We start from the raw sequence: 20378 nt of genomic DNA, 5'->3' as shown, positions 1-20378 counted from the left end.
TCTGGCTTGAGGAATAGCACTTGGGGCTATGGATTCACCTAAAGAGTTAGATAATTTCAGGTCCAACTTATCTAGAACATCAGTAATGGGTCTGTCACGATACAAACCAATACCGACTAGTAGCCAAACGACCAACTCAGCAGGTAGCTATCCAGAAATAGATGCCGTTCAAGCTTGTTCCGATGCAGGTGCTAGAGCGAGTATTGTTTACAGCAATAGCGACTTACCTGGACTACAAAACCCTTTCCTTGTCGACACAAACGATACCGCGCGTATCCTGTCGGTCACGGTTGACCGAGAATTTGGCCAACAGCTTCTCGTATACGCAGGTCAGGAAATCTCAGTGTCAACAACGCTTGGAGAGGACTACGAGTATTACAACGGAACTTCAATGTCAACTCCGCATGTCACCGGTGTCGCTGGTTTAGTCTGGAGTTACTACCCTACTTGTACTGCGGCTCAAATACGTAGCGTGCTAACCAAGACAGCTACCGATATTGATGTTGCAGGACGCGATAATCGAACAGGCTACGGTCTCATTGACAGCGACGCTGGTATCATCACTGTAGCGATTGATATCAGTCACACCTACATCGGTGATCTCAAAGTCACATTAATCTCACCAGAAGGTGGTCAAGTCATCCTGCATGACAACACAGGTGGCAGTTCAAATAACATCCAGAACAGCTATCAAGTTGACTTTACTGGCTTTGAGTCAAAAGGTGATTGGCAGCTAAAAGCTGTTGATAGCGCGAGACGAGATGTCGGTAAAATTAATCGCTGGTCACTGACTTTTCCATAAGGAATTCAAGTCACTATGGTAAATAGACTCATAACATGTTCAATACTGTTGATGATGGGGATCACAGGCTCGGTACTCGCCAATAGCCAAGGTTTCCCTTTCCCCGGAAACAAACAAGAGGCTATAGAACAAGCGCCAACAAGATATTTCGTTAAATATTTTTCTGGTAAAGGCCCCGAAGCTCGTAAGGCTATCACTCTATCTGGTCTAAACATTGTTGATGAGCTACCTGAAGACCACGTATTGGTTGTTGAAGGAGAGTCCAAACAAGTTGAAAAACTGATGCTGAGATCTTCGATTGAATACACCGAACCCGAGCCGATAAGAAAACTGTTGGCTCAGTAATGACAAAGGCGAACATCCGTTCGCCTTTGCTACTTTTCCACGCCTAAGTCACGAACAAAACCACTCTCTTCGTAACCATGCTCTCTCACGGTATTAAAGCTTCCAGTGAGCGGTGTAAATGTCTATGACCGACTTTTAAATTTGTCTTTGTCGATCGCGTGTTTTTTCATCCTTAAATAGAGTTTTTTCCGCGGAACTTGCAGGTAATCAGCGGCCTCACTCACTCGCCCCGAATGCAAAAACAGCGCATCTTCAATTACACCTTTTTCAAAATCATCCATCAATTCATCAAGCGGTAACTGCGTTTCAGCTTGGGTATAGAGTTTTTCTTTACCCGTTAATTTAATGATCCCTACCGCATATAGCTCAGCTATATTTCGTAATTCACGGACATTTCCAGGCCAAGTATGACCTCTGAGTATCGACAAATAGTTCGACTCCACTTTAGGGAGCAGTTTACCCAATGTCTTACAGCTCTTTTTGAGATAGTGATGAAATAACACCGCTATATCGTCTGGACGCTGTCGCAAAGCTGGCATTTCTATCACCCCCTGATTGAGCACGTAATAGAGCTCGGGAATTAACTGCTGTTTAGCGATGAGTGTTTCTGGATCGCAGCCTAAAACAGCGATCACACGTAAAGGCCTACCCTCTCTTTCGTTGGCGATCAGCCTTTGAGCCAGAAACCGTTGGCACTCTTCCGAAAGTAACTCCGCACTATCCAGCATCAGAGTTCCTTTTTTAAACTCAGACAGCTGTTGAGCCAATTCACTTTCCATCATATCCGGCTTTGCTTGAATGACTTCAAAGGCATCCCCTTTCTCTGACATTGAGTGCAATAGATGTGCAGCAAGGTGCCTGCCAGTTCCAGATTCTCCCCAAATAACAACATGATTCTTGAGTAAGGCAAACTGGGAAATAAGGAGACGGATTTGCTCCAATTGCGCCGAGCTCCCCACTAAAGACTTATCAATCGTGGCGACCATCGCATGTTTTTGTTCAATAAAGCTGCGCCGTAAATCTAAATGCTCTTTGACCATTTCCAGTAGTGCCGCAGGATTAATCGGCTTCTCAATGAACTCGCACGCCCCTTTTTTGACGGCATCCACCGCCATTGGGATATCGCCATGCCCAGTAATCACAATGACCGGAATACGTTCATCAATTTGTTTAATTTTCTCTAGTAACTCCAGCCCATGAATCTGGGGCATGTACATATCCAACAACACGACCCCCGCCCAATCAGGGGTGAGAAACGGTGTCGTCAATGTAGGGTCAAGGAGTGGCTTCGCTGAAAGTCCAGCGATATCCATCAGATGCTTATAGGAATCCAAAACATCTTGGTCGTCGTCCACTAATAGGATCGAGTAATTAAGATTTTGCATGTAGCAATTCCAAAATAACTAACGCGCCTTTATCTAAGTTGGACGCTAAATATATCTGCCCAGAGTGTTTTTCCATCAGAGATTTGCTTATGTTTAGCCCAAGCCCCAAACCCACTTCTTTGGTCGTTGTGAAGGGCGTAAAGAGTTTATCAATGATGCTAAAATCAAACCCGTTACCACTATCAAATATTCCGATAGCATGATGTGTCTGAGTCTCGTAAACCGCACGAATAGTGATTTTTCGCTTCTCTCCATTCTGCTCATCAATAGCATCACAGCTATTCACCAACAGATTGACGAGTACCTGTTCTATGGCGAGAGCGTTCCCATGCACGGTAAGGTCTGAGGTCAATTGGTTATCAATTTCGACCATTTGTCTTCTTGCTTTGGCAATCACGATGGTCATCGCTTGGTCTGCGATATCTTTAAGATTTTGCGTTGCCGCTGGTTGGTCATCGTCTGACTTTTTCGCAAAGCTCCGTAGGCTGGATATGATTTTCCCCATCCGCATAGCCAAGCCTTCGATGTAACCAAGTGACTGATTGACACCTGCAAAATTACCTGCTTGCGATGAAATTTTAGCACTATACAAATAAGTAGACATTGCATTGAGCGGCTGATTTAGCTCATGCGCCATACTGGTCATGGTTTGCCCTACCACTGCCATTTTTGCTGCTTGTATCAACTCACCTTGTGTTTGCTTTAGGTGCCGTTCCGTCCGCTCGCGCTCAACGATTTCCTCTAACAAGCGATGATTTTTCTCTCTTAAATCTGATGTTTTATCCGCGACACGTTGCTCTAGCTCCCTAGTATTCAATTCTTGCTGGGTAATATCAGTGATCGTAACTATCACTTTGTTGAACTGACCATGTGAAAACAGATGGAAGTCGAAATGTAGATAGCAGGTCTGCTCATCTACAACACATAGGGTAATCTCATCATGCCCATCTCTAAATAATGCTCCATTACGTTGGAACACTGCGGCTAAGACACGTTGACTGCGATTTTCGAACGAATCCCAAATCAACTTCTTTTCCACCTCTCCCTGAAACGCCAGTAGCCTGCGCGCGCTGAGATTGGCAGACTCGACATATCCCGCTAAGTCACAGGTCAATAAACTCGCAGAGGTGTTGTTGATCAGACTCATCGCATTGGTACGCTGAATCTCTTTGACGCTGACGCCATACTCAATGAGTTTTTCACTCAGGCGACCAATCTCATCAGCCCCATCAACTTGAATAGGATGACTTAAATCGCCTTTTGTTATCGCATCAATACTCGAACTTAATGCCGTTAGACGAGCCACGATGCGGCGATTAATAAAATAGTAAGTGAGGAACAGCGACATCACTATCGATACACTGAAACAAACGATAAGAACATGGTTCCCATAGGAGACAAGACTCGTCGTTTGCGCTTGTACATTGATAAAGCTGTCATCGGCCTCTTGTACAATCAAACCAATCTGCTGATGAATATCACTTAGCTGTTGGTCAATATTGACCTTTAACAGATCAATACGTTGGTTTAACGCTACCTTATCTAACACTTGATGGTAGAAAACACCTTGCGGGGCAAGTAATGTCGCTAACTCTTGAATTAACTGCTGGTACGCTATGGTTGAAGGTAGGACATAAATGGCGGCACTATTGCTCACCAAATCATCCAATTTGTATTGGATTACCTTGGTCGCATTGTGGACCTCACCAAGTTGCTGCGCCTGAATAACTTCACTGGTCATAGCGAAGACATTCGACTCCAGATCTAATACATGCTGAATCGCTCGTAATTGATCCAAGGCGATATTACGCTCTTCGCCCGTTTCATCACGTCGGATCAACCAATGCAACTCTTGACGTATCGGTGTGAGTTCAGAACGAATATCTTGATGAATCCAGTTGATCTGCTCTTCTAATTTATTCACTCTGCGACTTTGTTCAATCCGCTGAAGCACGAGCGCACTGTACTGTTCTAATGTTTCATCAAGAACTCGGTAACGCTCAGAAAGCATTTGAGTTTCGTCGTTTGACATATCCCCAGAACCTATGCGATTCAGAGTAAGATTGATGGCTTCAAGCTGCTCAGAGAGTTCTGCGATTTGTCTGTTCAGCTCAACTTTGTTATTTAGACGAGGCAGCAGTTGAACTCGATAGCGTATCTCACTACTTCGGCTTTCTAGTAAGTAACTGGTATTGTATTTCGGCACACTATTGTCGAGCAATTCACTCACTTGCTCATCGAGTTGGTTCCACGTTAGCCATGCAACAATACTCACTACCATCAGTAAAAGCGTTGAACCAGCAAAGGCCAAAATCAACTTTGCGCCAATCGTACTCCACTTAGTCATAGCGATAACTCTACTTGGATGGCTTTCAGGGTATCTGCCACCTGAAGCAAATTATCCTCAAACTTAACCCCGAAACGATAACCAAACTCTGCCAATACTGCTTGTTCCAATCCGCTTGACGCTTGATTTGAAGCATCTTGTTCAGCAATGGAGTTCGCGATCGAACGGACTTCTTCCTCTGTCATCGGGATTAGGAAAAGTTGCTGTTTTAAGTGAGAGACTCTCGTACTCAATTCAGGGTTCGACGCAGTGATTGACTCAAGCTCTGCAATGCTGTGCCAAAGATCCTGTAACTCTGGTAGACGCTTAGTTATCGCTTCATCGAAAATGATATTAACCAGCTTTTCTCTTTTCATTAGTTTTTCCAAATTAAGAGGCGGATTCTTCTCGCTATACAACGAATCATCTTTAATCGAGTGCTTGGCAAAGTCACTGTTGACCATACTATCTTGGACACGTTTGGATAGGAGCAGCGTAATAAAGCTTTGGGTTGATTCATTTTCTCCTGAGTTTTTTAGCACCCCAATATAGGTTGGCATTAGCGTAAAATCTGAATCGTATCCAAAGCCAACATGCTGAAACTGTTTTGGTAACACTAACGCATAACTATCGATGGTTGGTCCAACGCCAAATTGTCCTTTAGCTACATAGTCAGCGACACCAAAGCTGCGAGAGGAAACAGTACCAAGGTTGGCTCCAACATTTAAAATGATTGCCCAACCTTTTAACCACCCATGTTTGGCTAAAATACTTTCTATCATCATTTGTGTCGTCCCCGAACGACTTGGCGTACTCATCGTAATGTGACCAAAGTACTCAAACGCAACTAAATCTATAAATTGATTTGGGATTTTTAGCTGGTTAGCTTTTAGGTAGTCGTTGTTCCACACTAGCCCTGCACCAGAGTAGCCCACGCTGACTACTTTATTTCGCTTAGGCAAGACAAAAGGCACCAACCACTCGGGCATTTCATTACTATAAGACACGCTTGCTAACTGGTTACGCTTAAAAAGTTCCTCCATTAAAAATGGCGATGAACTAAGTACGACATCGACATCTTGCATGTAACTTTTGTTTAGTAGTTGAATCGCTGACTGTGTTCTTCTGTGAATCAGCTTTATATCTACCTTGGGATTCCTTTGTTTATATTCCGACATTAACTTCGCGATTGGCTCGCTCGAAAACGTAGTGAGTACCACCAATTGATCTTGATTTGCCAATGCATATGGGCTGAACCACAACACGCCCAGCCCTATCTTTGCCAATCGCCTTATAAACACTTTTGCTAATCCCACTTCACAAAATCCCCTAGAAATGTGCGTCAATTCAAAAAGTGACAAACCAACCACTAAATTCATCCCCAGTTGAATGGGTCACTGCTGACGCAATTAAATCTCTCAATAGCGGTAATTCTATCAACTTCATTACCAACAAAATGGTCAAAAGTGTCTCTTTTAACCCTCGCCAATCTTTAGTTTGAGTCATTTTTGCCTCAAAAGTAGCCTTTTGAGCCAATTCACCTCCTTCTGCATCATGCCGACGACAACTCGTTAATCGTCACACATATTCGGAGTGAAACATTTATGTTCAATTTCTTTAAAACACGCCCGGACTTACCTTTGTCCGATAGCTCTAAAGAGGCTATGCAATCCCGCTTTAAGAGCTTCCAATGGCAAGTATTCCTTGGTTTGGTATTTGGTTACGCTGTTTTCTACGTAGTTCGTATGAGTTTAGGCGTCGTAAAGAAACCTATGCTAGATGCGGGCATCGTCACCATTGAAGAACTCGGTATTATGGGTTCAGCCTTTTTCTTCACCTACGCAATAGGTAAGTTTTCGAACGGCTTCCTTTCTGACTATGCCAACATTGGCCGCTTTATGTCGTTCTCACTACTATTGTCAGGCGCGACAGCCGTCATCATGGGCTTGAATACCGCTGGTTTCTTCTTTGTTCTGCTTTGGGGTTTAAACGGCTGGTTCCAATCGGTAGGCTCAGCACCTTCATGTGTATCTCTGTTCCAATGGTTCTCGCCTAAACAACGTGGCTCGCGTTACTCAATATGGGGTGGCTCGCGTAACATAGGCGAAGGCATTACTTGGATCCTAACCGCTACACTCGTGAGCTACCTTGGCTGGCGCGCTGGCTTCATCGGCGCAGGTATCGCAGCAATCGTAGCAGCACTATGTATGTTCTTTATCCTTAAAGACCGCCCACAAACTTACGGTTTACCAGATGCTGCGACGGCTTTTGATGAAGAACCAGAAATCAAGAAGAAAAATGATCCTAAAGAAACACGTCGTGCTCAGCTATTTGTATTAAAACAACCCGTTGTATGGCTTATCGCTGCGGCGTGTGCGGCAATGTACGTCTCTCGTTATGCGATGTCTTCTTGGGCAGTACTGTATCTGCAAGAGGTAAAAGGTTATTCGTTGATTGACGCCGGTTTTGCAATGTCTACCTACCCTATCGCTGGTCTAGCAGGGGCAATTTTATCAGGCATCGTATCGGATAAAATCTTTAACGCTAACCGTCATATCCCGACGCTACTATACGGATTGGCAAATATCGCGGGTATGTGTCTAATGTTCTTTGGCCCCGATAACCGCATGGTTGATGCGGTAGCCCTAGGCCTGATCGGTTTCGCTATCGGTGGTCTGGTCGTATTCCTTGCTGGCCTCACAGCTTGTGACCTGATGCCAAAGAACGCTGTTGGTGCGGTAAAAGGCTTCATTGGATTGTTCTCTTACATGGCGGCATCTGCTCAAGAAATTATTTCTGCAAAGCTCATTACCATCACAGAAATCGACGGTGTTTCTAAGTACGACTTCTCTCAAGCTCAATATTTCTGGCTAGCGGCAGGTGTGCTGTCACTTCTGCTTGCGTTAACTGTTTGGAACGCGAAGAAAGTCGTTGATATCGACGAGGAAACTCAGCCTAAATTAAAAGCTAACGTTGCCAACTAACAACGAACTTGGGGGAGTTCACTCCCCCTTTGGCTGGCGATTGACATTGACTTGAGGTGACGTACTTATCTGGCTCCTAGAGATAGTACCCCCTTCCCCATCAAACGAATGTCGACCACCAGCCGCCCCCCTTTTGATTGTCCATTTTCGGTTATGTTGTTAAAGGTAAGGTTATGAATAAAACTAAAATCGTCGCGACACTCGGCCCCGCGAGCCAAAGTGCCACTGTGCTAGAAGAGATGATTCTCGCTGGCGTTAATGTGGTTAGGTTAAACTTTTCACATGGCAATCCCACAGACCATATCGCGGCCGCAGCCAATGTGCGCAACACAGCACGAAAACTTGGAAAGCACATTGGCATTCTGGTTGACTTGCAAGGACCTAAAATCCGCATTTCTGGATTTAAGAATGGAGCAGTCCGACTTGAACAAGGCGCAATATTTGCCCTAGATAGCACGCTAGATTCACAAGCGGGTGACGAGCTGCGAGTAGGCCTTGATTACCCTCAGTTAATTAAAGATCTCTCTGTTGGAAATATACTTCTGCTTGACGATGGGCGCATTCAGCTCGAAGTTGTCCATATTGACGAAACTGGCACGGTTGCAAAAACCAAAGTACTAAACAGTGGAATCCTATCCAACCGCAAGGGGATCAACTTATTAGGCGGTGGGCTTTCTGCCCCTGCTTTAACTGACAAAGATAAACAAGATATCGAGACAGCCGCGATCATTGACGCTGACTTTTTAGCCGTATCCTTTCCACGTAATGCGGACGACCTCCACTATGCTCGAGAAATCGCTCGCGCCACAGGCTGCAATGCACAAATTGTCGCTAAGGTTGAACGTGCTGAAATTGTCGAAAATCAGCAGACCATGGATGACGTGATCATCGCTTCTGACATCATTATGGTCGCTCGTGGCGATCTTGGCGTCGAAATTGGAGATGCTCGCTTACCTATTGTTCAAAAAGCACTTATCAGCCGTGCGAAACATTTTGGAAAACCCGTAATCACTGCGACTCAAATGATGGAATCTATGATTGATAATCCTCTACCAACACGAGCAGAAGTGATGGATGTGGCGAACGCTGTTATCGATGGAACCGATGCGATTATGCTGTCCGCCGAGTCCGCGACAGGTGCCTATCCGGTTGAAACCGTAAAAGCGATGGCTCGAATTGCACGTGGTGTTGAACAAGAAATTGAATGCTCAAACAGTTGCTGGGACAAGGTCCAACAGCTCTGTAGCAATAGTAGTAAGAGCTTCGCTGTTTCTTCTGTTTTGTTCGCGGCCAAATCACAACAAAACTTAGGCGTAGCGGTATTCACCAACAGTGGTGAAACCCCACTGCTTATGTCACGTTGTCATAGCCAAGCGATGATTTGGGCACTAAGCGACAATGAAAAGTTACTTTCTCGTCTATCTATCTTACGTGGTGTTCAACCTGTATTTGCTTCGATAGACGAATCCGATGCCACAGCATCGGTTTTGGAAATCCTTGCAAAGCCGATCAAAGATCACCAACTGCAATCACTGTTAATTTCTCGTTTTGAGTCCGTTGAAAACACGGGCGATGTCAACATTAGCCGTCTGATTCCTATTCCAACTAAAGAAGCCATTGCAGCTTAATTATTGAATTCTCCATAAACATTAGTCACACCCACTCCTTGCTCCACAGGGAAACTTAGGGATTTGGCCTACCCTTGCGGTAGGTCTTTTTTCATGGAAACAAAAAGCGCCCCAATCGGAGCGCTATTCTTAGTTTATTGGGTTATTCCCAATCAAGGATTACTTTGCCAGAAAGCCCGCTACGCATAGCGTTGAAGCCTGCTTGGAAGTCATCAACTTTGAAGTGATGAGTGATGATTGGCGTGAGATCTAGGCCTGACTGAATCAATGAAGCCATCTTGTACCACGTTTCGAACATTTCCCGTCCGTAGATACCTTTAATAACAAGACCTTTAAAGATAACTTGGTTCCAGTCAATACCCATATCTGATGGTGGAATACCTAATAGGGCAATACGACCACCGTGGTTCATTGTTTGTAGCATTGAGTTGAACGCTGAAGGTACACCAGACATTTCAAGGCCAACATCGAAGCCTTCTGTCATACCAAGTTCAGCCATCACGTCCTCAAGCTTTTGCTCTGCAACGTTAACAGCGCGAGTCACACCCATCTTACGAGCAAGATCAAGGCGGTATTCGTTTACGTCCGTGATCACTACATGACGAGCACCTACGTGCTTAGCAACCGCTGCTGCCATAATACCGATAGGGCCTGCGCCGGTGATCAGTACGTCTTCACCAACTAGGTCGAAAGACAGTGCTGTATGTACCGCGTTGCCAAATGGGTCAAAGATTGACGCAAGGTCATCAGAAATCCCTTCAGGGATTTTGAATGCGTTAAATGCTGGAATCACTAGGTACTCAGAGAACGCACCTGTGCGGTTAACACCAACACCCGTTGTGTTACGACATAGATGAGTACGTCCACCACGACAGTTACGGCAGTGACCACAAGTAATATGGCCTTCACCAGATACGCGGTCACCGATTTCGAAGCCACGGACTTCTTGACCAATGCCAACCACTTCACCAACATATTCATGACCTACAACCATAGGAACCGGAATGGTTTTTTGTGACCACTCATCCCAGTTGTAGATGTGAACGTCAGTGCCACAGATAGCGGTTTTCTTAATACGGATCAGAAGATCGTTATGACCAAGTTCAGGCTTGTCGACCTCAGTCATCCAGATGCCTTGTTCAGGCTTTAGTTTTGATAGTGCTTTGATTTTCATTATTTGATGATCTCCATGTCACGACCCACTTCGATAAACGCATCGATAGCGCGATCTAGCTGCTCACGAGAGTGTGCTGCTGACATTTGTGTACGAATACGTGCCTGACCTTTTGGTACTACAGGGAAAGAGAAACCGATCACGTAGATGCCTTTCTCTAAAGCGCGCTCTGCAAACTCGGCAGCTACTTTGGCATCGCCTAACATGATTGGGATAATTGCGTGGTCTGCACCACCCATAGTGAAACCAGCCGCTTCCATACGTGCACGGAAGTGTGCGGCGTTTTGCCATAGGCGTTCGCGTAGATCACCACTCTCTTCAAGCAGGTCAAGAACGCGGATAGAAGCGTTGACGATTGCTGGTGCAACAGAGTTAGAGAATAGGTATGGACGTGAACGCTGACGTAGCCAGTCGATCACTTCAGCTTTACCAGAAGTGTAACCGCCTGAAGCGCCGCCCATCGCTTTACCCAGTGTGCCTGTGATGATGTCGATGCGATCTACCACATTGTGGTATTCGTGAGTGCCTGCACCCGTTTTGCCCATAAAGCCTACAGCGTGAGAATCATCAACCATTGTCAGTGCGCCGTACTTTTCAGCAAGGTCACAGATGGCAGGAAGATTAGCCACCACACCATCCATTGAAAAAACGCCGTCAGTCACAATCAGGATGTGACGAGCGCCAGCTTCTTTTGCTGCGATTAGTTGCTGCTCTAGCTCTTCCATATTGTTGTTTGAGTAACGGAAACGCATAGCTTTACATAAGCGAACACCATCAATGATTGAGGCGTGGTTTAGCGCATCAGAAATGATAGCGTCTTCTGCACCTAGAATCGTTTCGAACAGACCAGCGTTCGCATCGAAACAAGAGGTGTATAGGATGGTGTCTTCTTTACCCAAGAACTTAGAAAGCTTTTGTTCAAGTTCTTTATGGATGTCTTGAGTACCACAGATAAAACGCACAGATGCCATACCAAAGCCGTGAACGTCCATACCCTCTTTACCTGCTTCGATTAGAGCAGGGTGATTTGCAAGGCCAAGGTAGTTGTTCGCACAGAAGTTAAGCACTTCTTCGCCGGTTGAGATTTTCACCGCAGCGGCCTGTTGCGAAGTGATCACACGCTCTGATTTATAAAGGCCTTCCGCCTTTACTTCTTCAATTTGCTGTTGGATCTGTTGGTAGAATGCAGAAGACATTTCAAATTCCTTCCTAGTTATTATATTGTTAGCATATCGCGTATCGATTGCCTTGAGCGCATTGCTAAAGACTAAAATCTGCTGTCTTAAGTGTAATTCAAGCACGTTGTTTCCATTATCCCGTTGAGCGGAAAAACATTATTGAATTTGAGGCACAAATTGGACGCTTTTGTGATGACCGTCGCTCAGGATCACGCTAAACTCCCCCATCATTGCCATTAATGCACTCCACTATGAAAAACACCAAACTGATCGCCCTACTCCCTGACTTAGCGAGTTTTATTTTAATCGTTGACGAAGGAAGCTTTACCGCTGCGGCGAAACAGCTTGAGGTGACGCCTTCAGCGCTAAGTAAACTGGTGACTCGATTGGAGACCTCTCTATCGGTGAAACTGTTTGAACGCACGACGCGCAAGCTGATCATTACCCGCTCAGGTCAACAGGTTTATGATCAGGCAATGGTCATGGTTAACGCCGCCAAGCAAGCCGTTGAACTTTCGACTTCAGATCATCAAGAAATGTCGGGGGCGTTGACCGTTGCAGCACCCGAAGCGTTCTTAAACTCGGTGCTTCAGCCTCACGTTGTGCCTTTTCTCAAGCAATACCCGCACATTCAGCTCAAACTCCGCGCTGCGGATGGCGAAATAGATTTGATCCGCGATGGAATTGATGTCGCTTTCAAACTCACCGATAAGCCAGATGAGAATTTGGTATTGAGAGAAGTGAGTAAAACTAACTTAGTGCTGTGTGCAAGCCCTGAATATGTCGAACAGCGAGGGATGCCAACCCACCCAACAGAGCTGGTAAAACATGACTGTTTGTACCTAGCAGAAACCGACCGTGACCATATCTGGGACTTTTTTAAAGAAGACGAGTACCACTCAGTACCCGTTAGCGGACGCTACGCAGTTAACCACTCACAAATGCGATTGACAGGGGTTAAGAATGCACTTGGTATCGGCATCTTCCATGACTTTGTTATCGCCGATGCGATTGCGCAAAACCAAGTCGTTCCAGTCTTGCCAGACTGGACAATCAAAAGCAACTACCACGGGGCAATAGCAATTCAGTACCCACAAACCAAGTACATGCCCGCTCGTTTACGTGGATTCATCGACTATATGACCGAGCAACTGAGTCAAAAATAATACCGCCCTGAGGAGAGCCTCAGAGCGGTATCCATCAACTCATCGCGACTAACACGCTAAGTATTCGCACAGTCTGGTACTTCTGCTGACGACAAATGCATCAAACAACAAGGTCGCGATAATCGTTACCCCTGCCAATGGGAAACAGAGACTGATCACCACAACGGACACCAGCCCCACCTTCCAAATACCTTCTTGTTCAAAACGCGCTGGCACTCGCAACTTGTTCTGTTTACTTGGACGTCGTAGCCACCACATCATCGCACCCGTGATTGAAACTGGCGTGAGTCTGAACCGATTGGCGACCGTCGCTTCTGAAGCCGCGATAAACTGCGTCACTCTGGCTTTGGGATATTGAGCAATAACGGCTTGCATCTGCTTCGACACAGATTGAACCGTCTCTTGTGGAGTAACCGTTAAAATTTCGCCGTAACGAAAATGTTCAATCTCATCATCAAACAGCATCACTATACCGCTGAGACTTAGCATTAACATAAACGGGATAACGAATAAGCCAACATAGAAGTGCCAACGCCAAGCGAGGAAATAGCGTGCTTTAGCGTTTTCTTTTCGATGGATTGCTGACTTTTTGATGAGCGTGCGTGTTCCTTAGGTTGAGTCTCAAACTGACTACCCAGCATTATATTTTCCTTTTTAAGATGCACAGCATCGCACCTCGAATCATGTCGAGGCTAATCGCTGAGCATTAACTTTACTTAGTGGCTTTAAGCCTAATTATTATGAGATATCGATAAAGTTGGAAAAAAGAACCGTGGGCGGAGCGCGTGGGATAGCAAATTGAAAACGTTCACTTAGAGCCAAATAAGTGTACGATTCCATCGTCGCTAATGTCGATCTTCGTGCGTGTTGGGGGGTTGGAAGAGAATCCTGATGAAAACTGGAAAAGTGACTAAATGGACAAGGTTTGCTGTGTTGGGTTTCTACCGTACCTTCTTCAACTTGAACCAGCTCAAAACCATTGATAGTACAGAGCGTCGCCCACACCCCGGCATTGGCACCATGGGCGTTTATAACAGGCATCAATGCCACAAGCACCCAGCTAAGGGCACTTGCGATTAACATGCTTCGCTTAAAATAAGACGCTCTGATCATTGTCACTCTCAATTGTTAGAGCGCAAATATATAACCTTCTGCTAACAAACTCAGTGACCTACGATAAAAAACCTAACATTGATCATGGTTTTTTACCCTTACAGTATGGCCTTGAGCCTTTTAGCCAAATAGCTTGCTCCAGATGCTTGGATTACGCTTATCATGATACTCAACACGTAAATCGTCGACGCGTTTTAACTCCGCTTTGGCCGCTTCTAAGTTACCAGCCTCTAATTTCGCCTCAATAGAGTCCAACGCAACAGAAAGCTTATTAAAGCCTTCAAGGTAAAGATCGGTTTTCTCTGGCGGGTATTCACCCCGTTTCGACTGATCGATTAACTCCGAGAGATTAGCAACTGCGGATTTCATTTGGGTGATTTCCTCTGCCTGAGCGGCCTGTTTGAACTCGACTTTCATCTGTTTCATGGTCGCTTTCAAATCGAAATCACTCGCAAACACTTGAGCTGACATAACTAAGGCGAATACAGGAACCAGTTTTTTCATTGTATTTATTCTTTATTTCGGGGAAATGAGGACAAAGTGTACTGAATTTATTCCGCACACATGATCGTAAATTTGTATCAACTTATAACGGTTTAACCTCACGACCACGTAACGCCAAGAAGTCTAAAAACTGCCGATCACCCAGTTCAACAACGACATTAGCCTATCAACTCTCCCCTGTTTAAGTCCACCGAAACCCACTCCTAAAGGCTTTCAATAGTAAATAAAAACATCAATATGAAGTAGTTTTTTTTGCATCATCGCCAGTTTGTTCAATACTTAGAATGTACTTGCTACTGGACAGATCATGAGAAAGCGTCGTTACTCCCTAAGTATTCATATCACTACTCTATTTCTGGTTCTCACGACATTAGTGGGCTCGGTTCTTATTGCCATCAGTTACCGACATGCTCAGGATTTGTTAACCGGAAGTGCGAAAGAACTCAGCAGTGAAAACGCTCGACAGCTGGAATCAACGTTCCAGGTCAAAGCGGGGCCGATTCTTACCACTCTCGATTTTATGGCGATGAGTAGATCAATTGATGACCATCAGGCACCTGAAAAACATCAACTTTTCCTCGCCTCCCTCCATTTGATTTTTCAACGCAACCCAGGAGTCGTCGCACTTTTCTATGCTAACGATTCTGGTGACCTCACACTGATTCGCGCCCTTAGAACCAATGGCGACCGAGAACGATTTGATGCACCAGACAAAGCCGCGCTGATGATCAACACGACCAATCCGTCTGGTCTCAATCGTTTTACCTTCCTTGATGGCAGTTTCCGCAATGTTGGACAGCGCCAAAGCAATGACAATAAGTTTGATCCACGCACTCGTCCGTGGTTCTCCAATGCAGACCTAGATGGCGAAATACGACTCACTGAGCCATATTTTTTTTACTTCCTGAAGACCAACGGAGTTACACTATCGCGTCGTTCGCCGGATGGTCAGAGTGTCGTTGGAGCAGATTTCACCTTAACTTCGCTGTCTGAACAAATCAGCCGAATGGGACATTCGGAAAATACCAAGCTGACTCTATTTGACAATAAATTCAACATATTGGCCCATCACAATATTGGCATAGAACAGAGTGACGACGGCCGCCCCAGTGTTGATTTACTCAAAGACAGCGTATTTAGAACCGTCATCAACCGTAGTTCGAGCCAAATTATTTACGAAACGCTTGAGCACGATGACCAGAATTGGTCAGTGACGTTAACGCCAGTTAGCTTAAACAACAAAACCCGTTTGTTACTCGCTGAAGCGACACCTCAAGATGATTTGCTCTCTTCATTGCTGTCAATGCGAGATAAGCAAGTTCGAGTCGCGGTCGCAATGTTGCTGATGAGCTTTGTTGTCGTTTGGTTAGTGGTACAACGTTTGGCTAACCCGCTTCAGGCATTAGTGAGGCAGACCGACAACATCGCCCGTTTTGATTTTAAAAAGACTCGTTACACCAAAAGTGTCATCAAAGAAGTGGCCAACCTCACTCAATCTATCGAGTTGATGGAGCATACACTCTATGATTTACTCATGCTGCTTCGAGATACCGCCAGCAATCAAGATTTCGCAGTACTCGCTAAAACGATCGCCCATCAAAGTTTTTTAGTCACCAAGGCAGAAACTATCGTTCTCTTTACTCGCGATGACAAAGCAAACTCGCTGCTACCGTCAGCAAACCAAGCCATTATTCCGTTCAAAATCGATATCAATCAGTTGATCCAATCCACACCTTGGGTCAGCACCGACTTAGCAAAAGGCGATATTGTCCATCTCAACCGCGAAGATAACGTACTGGCGAAGTACAGAGAAATCCTCTATAACTCCGACATTTACCTATTCCCACTCCACAATCGGACTCATGAACTGATCGGTGTACTGCTACTTGGTTATGAACGAGCCATCACACCTGAGCAATCAGATAAACACGCATTCCTCAAAGAACTGCTCAGCTTTGGCGCATTGGCAAAAGAGAACATCGACCGTATCGAGCAACAAAAAGAGATGCTCACCGCGTTTGTTGAGCTGATTGCTTCTGCCATTGATACCAAATCGCCTTACACGGGTAGTCACTGTCAGCGTATCCCTAAACTGACTGAAATGCTGGTTAAGGCAACCGAGCAAGATAACAGCTATTTTCCGCTGTTTAAGATGTCGAAACAGCAATGGGAAGAGTTGCATCTCGCCTCTTGGCTGCATGATTGCGGTAAAGTCACCACGCCAGAATACGTAATAGACAAAGCGACGAAATTGGAAACTATATACGATAGGATCCACGAAGTCCGGATGCGTTTTGAATTGCTCAAAGCGCAAGCTGAAATCGACTATTGGAAAGCGCTATCTGCAGGGGGAGACGACAAGCAGTTGAAAGAAACGTTGACCCGTAAACAACAGCAACTCGATGATGACTTTTACTTCATTGCTGAATGTAATATCGGTGGTGAAAACATGAGTCAGGATGCTCTAGAACGCTTGAAGAAAATCAGTACCTATAAATGGACACGAACGTTAGATGACCAAGCTGGTGTGTCATGGATAGAAAAACAACGTGCCGGAAAACCTAGCGATTTACCCGTTGAAGAGTCAATCCTCGCCGACAAACAAGTGCATCTCATTGAGTGGCAGAGTAACGCTAAACCACAGGATGTTTGGCAAGAGGAGTTTGTATTGGTACCCAGCGATTACAAGTACAATCGTGGCGAACTCTATAACCTCTCCATCCAGCGAGGGACCCTGAACGATGAAGAGCGCTTTATTATCAATGACCATATCATTCAGACCATCATGATGCTCAATCGTCTTCCCTACCCGAACCATCTCAAAAATATTCCTGAAATCGCAGGAGGACATCATGAGCGAATGGATGGCAAAGGTTATCCAAAAGGTTTATTCCAAGAACAACTATCCATTCCCGCACGTGTTATGGCGATTGCCGATGTCTTTGAAGCTCTGACTTCAAGCAATAGGCCGTACAAAAAAGCCAAAACTCTATCTGAATCTGTAGAAATCATGACGGAGATGGCAACAACGGGACACATTGATCCTAAGCTATATCTGATTTTTCTTGAACAACACATCGATCAGCAGTACGCAGAGATGTTTTTATCACCAAATCAGTTGGGCGAGATTGACCGTGGAGCGCATATCAAAAGAGTGAAAAGCTTCCTAAAATCCCATTTCTAACGACTCCCCCAATTTGCGAATCAAATTAGAGTAAATACATCATTTTTATCTCAAAACGCAAAATCATACTCTAACTATAACTTTCAACAAGTTAGCTCACCAATGAGTCAATATTTAATCGATTGCCCTCTCAAAGGTTGATGTATATCAAAGAGTCATAGACAATACGCTGCCATCTGAGCATTGAGCTCCGTTTTTTGGCGTCAGCCCCGCTGACAAATGAAAGAATTGGCACGCTTTATTGGCTTTTGCCTATCAGTTTAATAGGCAAGACCAGTTTTATAATTTGAGGTGTCGTTGATAGGGTTGGTCTACTTAAATGCCAACCTCCTAGGCACATGCTAACTACCTCGTTTCTAAGGGAAAGATGATGGTAATACCAGAAAACAGCAGCATCGTTATTTTTGGTGCTTCGGGCGACTTAACGTATCGTAAGTTGATCCCTGCTTTATATCACCTTTACTCAAACAAACAGCTGCCTGAGAACTTCGCTATCCTCGGCGTAAGTCGTACGGAATACAGCGATGAGTCATACCGTGAAAAGTTAAAACGTTCTCTTCAGGAAATGGAGAAAACTGAGCCAGCAACATTAGATGCTTTTATCAACCATCTGCATTACCAAGCGATCAACACCTCGGATACTTCTGATTACTCTAAACTGTCGTTGCGTCTCAACCAATTGGCAGACCATTATCAGTTCGAGCAACGCAATACGCTATTCTACCTAGCAACACCACCAAGCCTATACAGCATCATTCCAGCCAGCCTTGCTGCACACGGTTTGAACAATGAAGATGACGGTTGGAAACGCCTAATCATCGAAAAACCGTTTGGCTATGATCTGGCTTCTGCGCGTAAACTCGATAAAGAAATTCATGAGCACTTCCAAGAGCACCAAATCTACCGTATTGACCATTACCTAGGTAAAGAAACAGTACAGAACTTATTGGTATTCCGCTTCTCTAACGCAATGTTTGAACCATTGTGGAATCGCAACTTCATCGACTATGTTGAAATCACCGGCGCGGAATTCCTCGGCGTGGAAGAGCGTGGTGGCTACTACGACGGCTCGGGCGCTGTTCGTGATATGTTCCAAAACCACTTGCTGCAAGTCCTTGCTATGGTCGGTATGGAACCACCAGCACAAATCAATGCAAACTCAATGCGTGATGAAGTGGTTAAAGTTCTTCAGTGTCTAAAACCGCTTGAAGAAGACGATCTACGTAACAACCTCGTTCTTGGTCAGTACACTGAATCGGATGTACGTGGTGAATTTTTACCAAGCTACCGTAATGAGCCAGGTGTTGCCGAAGATTCGCGCACTGAGACTTACGTTGGCCTGAAAGCGTACATCAACAACTGGCGTTGGAATGGCGTGCCTTTCTATGTCCGCACAGGTAAACGCCTCCCAACACGTGTCACGGAAGTGGTTATTCATTTCAAACAGACACCGCATCCAGTGTTTGGTCAAAATGCGCCAGAAAACAAACTGATCATTCGTATTCAGCCAGACGAAGGCATCCAAATGAGCTTTGGTTTAAAAGAACCAGGCGCGGGTTTCCATGCCAAAGAAGTGAAAATGAACTTCCATTATGCTTCTCTGCAAGAAACGCAAATGCTGACGGCCTATGAGCGTTTACTGCTTGATGCACTAAACGGTGATGCGACGCTGTTTGCTCGTAGCGATGCGGTCGAAGCGTGCTGGAAATACGTTCAACCGATTCTAGACTTCAAACAAGACCCACAAGCTCTATTTGGTTACGCTTGTGGTACATGGGGACCAAAAGAGTCTGATGACTTACTGCAACGTGACAATCGTGCATGGCGCTTCCCTTGTAAAAACTTAACTGACACGGATTACTGTGAACTATGATTAATCACAAGATTTTTCCAACCGCTGAACAAGTGGTGGCAAGCTTAGCTGACGACATGAAAGCCTATAGCGAACTTGGCCGACCTGTCCATATTTCACTCTCTGGCGGTAGCACGCCGAAGATGCTATTTAAACTATTGGCAAGTGACACTTATGCGACATCCATTCAATGGAACAACCTGCACTTCTGGTGGGGTGATGAGCGCTGTGTCGCACCAGACGATGTAGAAAGCAACTATGGCGAGGCCAACGCCTTACTGTTTAGCCAAGTCAATCTTCCTCACGAAAACATCCACCGTATTCGCGGCGAAGATGAGCCAGCCGTTGAAGCAAAACGCTTTGCTGAAGAAATGGCTACCGTGATCCCATGTGAAAATGGCACTCCTGTGTTTGACTGGATTCTACTCGGCGTTGGGGCAGATGGTCACACTGCATCCCTGTTCCCAAATCAAACAAATTACCAGGATGAGAACTTATCTGTGCTTGCCTCTCACCCTGAGTCAGGACAAATTCGCGTTTCAAAAACCGCAAAAGTGTTGGAAACAGCGAAACGCATCAGCTACCTCGTACTTGGTGCAGGCAAAGTTGACATTGTAAACGAAATTCATACTACTCCGGCGAATGAGCTGCCTTATCCAGCAGCAAAAATCCAGTCAAAAACTGGTCTAACGGAATGGTACTTAGATTCAGACGCAGCAGCAAAAATCGCGTAATGC

General features: G+C 45.2%; 15 protein-coding genes and 3 pseudogenes. 8 read left to right on the top strand and 10 right to left on the bottom strand.

The window, feature by feature from the left end; translation table 11 throughout:
- Window positions 1-147, bottom strand: a pseudogene (locus tag QTN95_RS12910) (transposase domain-containing protein); the annotation flags it as partial.
- Between QTN95_RS12910 and QTN95_RS12905 the strand changes: the two are divergent.
- Window positions 137-802 (top strand): annotated as a pseudogene (locus QTN95_RS12905) (proprotein convertase P-domain-containing protein); the annotation flags it as partial. The pseudogenes QTN95_RS12910 and QTN95_RS12905 overlap by 11 nt on opposite strands.
- 15 nt (window positions 803-817) lie before the next feature.
- The gene (locus QTN95_RS12900) at window positions 818-1147 is read left to right on the top strand and encodes an ATPase (RefSeq protein ID WP_331417740.1); all 330 of its coding nucleotides are present in this window, start codon (window positions 818-820) and stop codon (window positions 1145-1147) included.
- A 122-nt stretch (window positions 1148-1269) separates the two neighbouring features.
- Here QTN95_RS12900 and QTN95_RS12895 read toward each other — a convergent pair whose 3' ends face one another.
- From QTN95_RS12895 to QTN95_RS12880, 4 genes are all read right to left on the bottom strand, one after another.
- Window positions 1270-2532 carry a sigma-54-dependent transcriptional regulator gene (locus QTN95_RS12895; RefSeq protein WP_331417739.1) on the bottom strand — a complete coding sequence of 421 codons (1263 nt, stop codon included), beginning with the start codon at window positions 2530-2532 and terminating at the stop codon, window positions 1270-1272.
- Window positions 2519-4879 carry an ATP-binding protein gene (locus tag QTN95_RS12890; protein WP_331417738.1) on the bottom strand — a complete coding sequence of 787 codons (2361 nt, stop codon included), beginning with the start codon at window positions 4877-4879 and terminating at the stop codon, window positions 2519-2521. The genes QTN95_RS12895 and QTN95_RS12890 overlap by 14 nt, the downstream gene beginning before the upstream one ends.
- Window positions 4876-6078, bottom strand: a complete 1203-nt coding sequence (locus QTN95_RS12885; RefSeq protein WP_443088870.1) for an ABC transporter substrate-binding protein — start codon at window positions 6076-6078, stop codon at window positions 4876-4878. Before QTN95_RS12885 ends, QTN95_RS12890 begins: the two co-directional genes overlap by 4 nt.
- A gap of 127 nt (window positions 6079-6205) precedes the next feature.
- Window positions 6206-6394: a hypothetical protein gene (locus tag QTN95_RS12880; protein ID WP_331417736.1), complete on the bottom strand. Its 189-nt coding sequence runs from the start codon at window positions 6392-6394 to the stop codon at window positions 6206-6208.
- Between the two features lie 68 nt (window positions 6395-6462).
- Here QTN95_RS12880 and QTN95_RS12875 point away from each other — a divergent pair, with 68 nt between their 5' ends.
- Window positions 6463-7842 carry an MFS transporter gene (locus QTN95_RS12875; protein ID WP_138972617.1) on the top strand — a complete coding sequence of 460 codons (1380 nt, stop codon included), beginning with the start codon at window positions 6463-6465 and terminating at the stop codon, window positions 7840-7842.
- A gap of 173 nt (window positions 7843-8015) precedes the next feature.
- Window positions 8016-9470 (top strand): pyruvate kinase, encoded by a 1455-nt coding sequence (gene pyk, locus QTN95_RS12870; RefSeq protein ID WP_331417735.1) that lies wholly within the window; start codon window positions 8016-8018, stop codon window positions 9468-9470.
- Window positions 9471-9612: 142 nt separating this feature from the next.
- Here pyk and tdh read toward each other — a convergent pair whose 3' ends face one another.
- Together tdh and QTN95_RS12860 are read right to left on the bottom strand one after the other, a co-directional pair.
- On the bottom strand, window positions 9613-10644 hold the full coding sequence (gene tdh / locus QTN95_RS12865; RefSeq protein WP_331417734.1) for an L-threonine 3-dehydrogenase: 1032 nt from the start codon (window positions 10642-10644) through the stop codon (window positions 9613-9615).
- Window positions 10644-11840, bottom strand: a complete 1197-nt coding sequence (locus tag QTN95_RS12860) for a glycine C-acetyltransferase (protein ID WP_331417733.1) — start codon at window positions 11838-11840, stop codon at window positions 10644-10646. Before QTN95_RS12860 ends, tdh begins: the two co-directional genes overlap by 1 nt.
- Window positions 11841-12073: 233 nt before the next feature.
- Between QTN95_RS12860 and QTN95_RS12855 the strand changes: the two genes are divergently transcribed.
- Complete coding sequence (locus QTN95_RS12855; RefSeq protein ID WP_138972621.1) at window positions 12074-12988, top strand: LysR family transcriptional regulator; 915 nt, start codon at window positions 12074-12076, stop codon at window positions 12986-12988.
- Window positions 12989-13279: 291 nt separating this feature from the next.
- On the opposite strand, the pseudogene QTN95_RS12850 reads toward QTN95_RS12855, so the two are convergent.
- The 3 genes and pseudogenes from QTN95_RS12850 to QTN95_RS12840 all read right to left on the bottom strand — a co-directional run.
- Window positions 13280-13582 (bottom strand): annotated as a pseudogene (locus tag QTN95_RS12850) (PepSY domain-containing protein); the annotation flags it as partial.
- A 144-nt stretch (window positions 13583-13726) separates the two neighbouring features.
- Window positions 13727-14101: a hypothetical protein gene (locus QTN95_RS12845; RefSeq protein ID WP_331417732.1), complete on the bottom strand. Its 375-nt coding sequence runs from the start codon at window positions 14099-14101 to the stop codon at window positions 13727-13729.
- A 120-nt stretch (window positions 14102-14221) separates the two neighbouring features.
- Entirely contained in the window at window positions 14222-14605 is a 384-nt protein-coding gene (locus QTN95_RS12840) for a cytochrome b562 (RefSeq protein ID WP_138972624.1), read from the bottom strand.
- A 307-nt stretch (window positions 14606-14912) separates the two neighbouring features.
- On the opposite strand from QTN95_RS12840, the gene QTN95_RS12835 reads away from it, so the two are divergent.
- The 3 genes from QTN95_RS12835 (at window position 14913) to pgl (ending at window position 20375) form a co-directional block, all read left to right on the top strand.
- The gene (locus QTN95_RS12835) at window positions 14913-17789 is read left to right on the top strand and encodes an HD domain-containing phosphohydrolase (RefSeq protein WP_331417731.1); all 2877 of its coding nucleotides are present in this window, start codon (window positions 14913-14915) and stop codon (window positions 17787-17789) included.
- A 370-nt stretch (window positions 17790-18159) separates the two neighbouring features.
- A complete protein-coding gene (gene zwf, locus QTN95_RS12830; RefSeq protein WP_331417743.1) occupies window positions 18160-19662 on the top strand; it encodes a glucose-6-phosphate dehydrogenase in 1503 nt (500 codons plus the stop codon).
- Window positions 19659-20375, top strand: coding sequence for a 6-phosphogluconolactonase (gene pgl, locus QTN95_RS12825; protein WP_331417730.1), 717 nt, complete (start codon window positions 19659-19661; stop codon window positions 20373-20375). The genes zwf and pgl overlap by 4 nt, the downstream gene beginning before the upstream one ends.
- Window positions 20376-20378: the final 3 nt, after the last annotated feature.

It is taken from the genome of Vibrio sp. M260112 (genome assembly GCF_036533775.1).
Lineage (GTDB): Bacteria > Pseudomonadota > Gammaproteobacteria > Enterobacterales > Vibrionaceae > Vibrio.
The sequence above is the reverse complement of the archived record's forward strand: the minus strand, read 5'-3'. Positions and strand labels throughout refer to the sequence as shown.

Bases quoted from the DNA above. Each gene is read 5' to 3' on its own strand.
- QTN95_RS12900 (WP_331417740.1), top strand. From the start codon at position 818: ATGGTAAATAGACTCATAACATGTTCAATACTGTTGATGATGGGGATC.
- QTN95_RS12895 (WP_331417739.1), bottom strand. From the start codon at position 2,532: ATGCAAAATCTTAATTACTCGATCCTATTAGTGGACGACGACCAAGAT.
- QTN95_RS12890 (WP_331417738.1), bottom strand. From the start codon at position 4,879: ATGACTAAGTGGAGTACGATTGGCGCAAAGTTGATTTTGGCCTTTGCT.
- QTN95_RS12875 (WP_138972617.1), top strand. From the start codon at position 6,463: ATGTTCAATTTCTTTAAAACACGCCCGGACTTACCTTTGTCCGATAGC.
- pyk (WP_331417735.1), top strand. From the start codon at position 8,016: ATGAATAAAACTAAAATCGTCGCGACACTCGGCCCCGCGAGCCAAAGT.
- tdh (WP_331417734.1), bottom strand. From the start codon at position 10,644: ATGAAAATCAAAGCACTATCAAAACTAAAGCCTGAACAAGGCATCTGG.
- QTN95_RS12860 (WP_331417733.1), bottom strand. From the start codon at position 11,840: ATGTCTTCTGCATTCTACCAACAGATCCAACAGCAAATTGAAGAAGTA.
- QTN95_RS12855 (WP_138972621.1), top strand. From the start codon at position 12,074: ATGAAAAACACCAAACTGATCGCCCTACTCCCTGACTTAGCGAGTTTT.
- QTN95_RS12845 (WP_331417732.1), bottom strand. From the start codon at position 14,101: ATGATCAGAGCGTCTTATTTTAAGCGAAGCATGTTAATCGCAAGTGCC.
- QTN95_RS12840 (WP_138972624.1), bottom strand. From the start codon at position 14,605: ATGAAAAAACTGGTTCCTGTATTCGCCTTAGTTATGTCAGCTCAAGTG.
- QTN95_RS12835 (WP_331417731.1), top strand. From the start codon at position 14,913: ATGAGAAAGCGTCGTTACTCCCTAAGTATTCATATCACTACTCTATTT.
- zwf (WP_331417743.1), top strand. From the start codon at position 18,160: ATGGTAATACCAGAAAACAGCAGCATCGTTATTTTTGGTGCTTCGGGC.
- pgl (WP_331417730.1), top strand. From the start codon at position 19,659: ATGATTAATCACAAGATTTTTCCAACCGCTGAACAAGTGGTGGCAAGC.